Genomic DNA, 1,796 nt, shown 5'->3' with positions numbered 1-1,796 from the left:
CATGGCATTTTTTAAAGGCACCAAATTTGATTCATTCTCAAGCCTGACCAAAAAAGCAAAGCCGCTTAAAACGGCCTATATTGGTTCAGGTTTAAAAAATTAAGGGGTTGTGCAACGGTTACCGTTGTTAGCACCAGTTATTTATTATTTTCAATTTTCTTTTCAATCCTTGATTTTATTCTTGGTTTGTTTTCATTTCCAATCATTTTCAAGCATTCTTGATAAAGTTCATTTGCTCGTTCGTTTAAATTCCACGCACCAAATTGGTCAGCAATTTTCTCTATTGGTCTAAAATCTTCTTTATTATATAAACTTAAAAAAAGCTCAAGTAGTTTAATAGAGTTTTCTGATTTCTCTAATTCGGAACTTTTAAAGTCAAATATGTAAATTAGATTTTTATTAAACTGCTCTTGTTTATATTGATAGTAATCGGATGATTGTTTGCCATAAATTTTGGGTTCGATTTCTCGGCTGATTAATTTTTCTAATGTTTTGTTAGCTTGGTTGATAAAATGAATAACCTTGTCGTATTTGTGATTGTTTATTAAGACTTTTAGCCAATCATTAAATTTTCCAGTATGAATCGCAGAATCGATGTCAAATTCGTACTTTTTAAATTCTTCATCAACGACTTGTTCGTTATTTAATTTAATTTCAATATCGACTTTCAGTTCTTCGTAATCTTCTTTTCTTTTTAGTTCTAATGCTTTATCAATTTCTTTTTGTGCATTCTTAAATTCTTGATTATCGAAAAAGTCAACTGCTCTTACAAAATGTTCCAAATCTTCTCCGTAAGCAACAAAATCAGTTAGAGGAATTCCTTGTTCATTTAACGCTTTTATGAAATATGGTTTTTGTGTAATTCTTTTTCCAGTTTCGAGAGATATTTTGTGACTCGGTTTATCAAGTTTGGCATCATAAAATCCGAAATAACGTTCACTTCTTTTTATAGCTTTCCATCTACCATATTTTTCTTTTTTTGGTTTAAATCCAATTTCGTACCATTCCGAGATTGGTTTTACGATGTCCACATATTTTAATATTTGTTTTGGAAGTTCTATATAATTACCTGTTTCTAAATAAACAGGAAGGCTTTTAATTTTTTCGAATTCCTTTTCTTTTTTCTTTTTGCGTTCTTCTGGTGGCAAAAATTGTTCAGGATATTCGACTTGGTAGTATTCTCTAAATCCTTTGTATTCCTTTCCAACCGCTTGTAAAATCTCATCAAATTCTCCGTTGTCATTTACATTCTGTTGTCTAATACTTTCGTATAATTTGGCATATGAAAGATTAGCCAATTCAATATCTCCAGTTTTTAATCCTTGTTGGATTTTTTGATTATGCCAATCAATAGCATTTATTCTGTCAGGAAATTTTATTGCCGATAATTTTGATTGAAAGGAAGAATTTGATTGATATGAAGGGTTTTTCTTTGAAAGATTCTTTTTTTCTGGTTGGTTCTTTTGTTTGTTTTTTCCAATGTAGTAAAGCACTACTAAAACAATTCCTATTATGATTATTACTTTCATTATGTTGGTTGGTCGTAATTGGTGCTAACGGTCTCGGCTATGAGTAGTTGCGTGGTTTAGCGATTAACTTTGCAAGTACACACAAAGCTGAAAATCCGCGAGGATTTTCAGAAGTAGGCGAGAACAAGCAATTGCTTATAGCCATTGTGCCTGTTGCACAACCACCTCTTCAAATATAGCAAAAGGCTTGTATAAAATTGAGAAGTTTATTAATTTCATGCCTATGCAAGGCAAGAAAAACTATCAGGAAAAACTCTTCACAAGCTT

At 31.2% G+C, this 1,796-nt stretch carries 1 protein-coding gene; it reads right to left on the bottom strand.

What is annotated here, in order from left to right; all coding sequences use genetic code 11:
- Positions 1-137: 137 nt before the first annotated feature.
- Positions 138-1,529, bottom strand: a complete 1,392-nt coding sequence (locus AC58DT_RS15545) for a hypothetical protein (RefSeq protein WP_497217713.1) — start codon at positions 1,527-1,529, stop codon at positions 138-140.
- Between the last annotated feature and the right edge of the window lie 267 nt (positions 1,530-1,796).

It is taken from the genome of Aequorivita sp. CRS11 (assembly GCF_059693805.1).
Note: the sequence above shows the minus strand (reverse complement) of the source record. Positions and strands in the feature narration are given on the sequence as shown.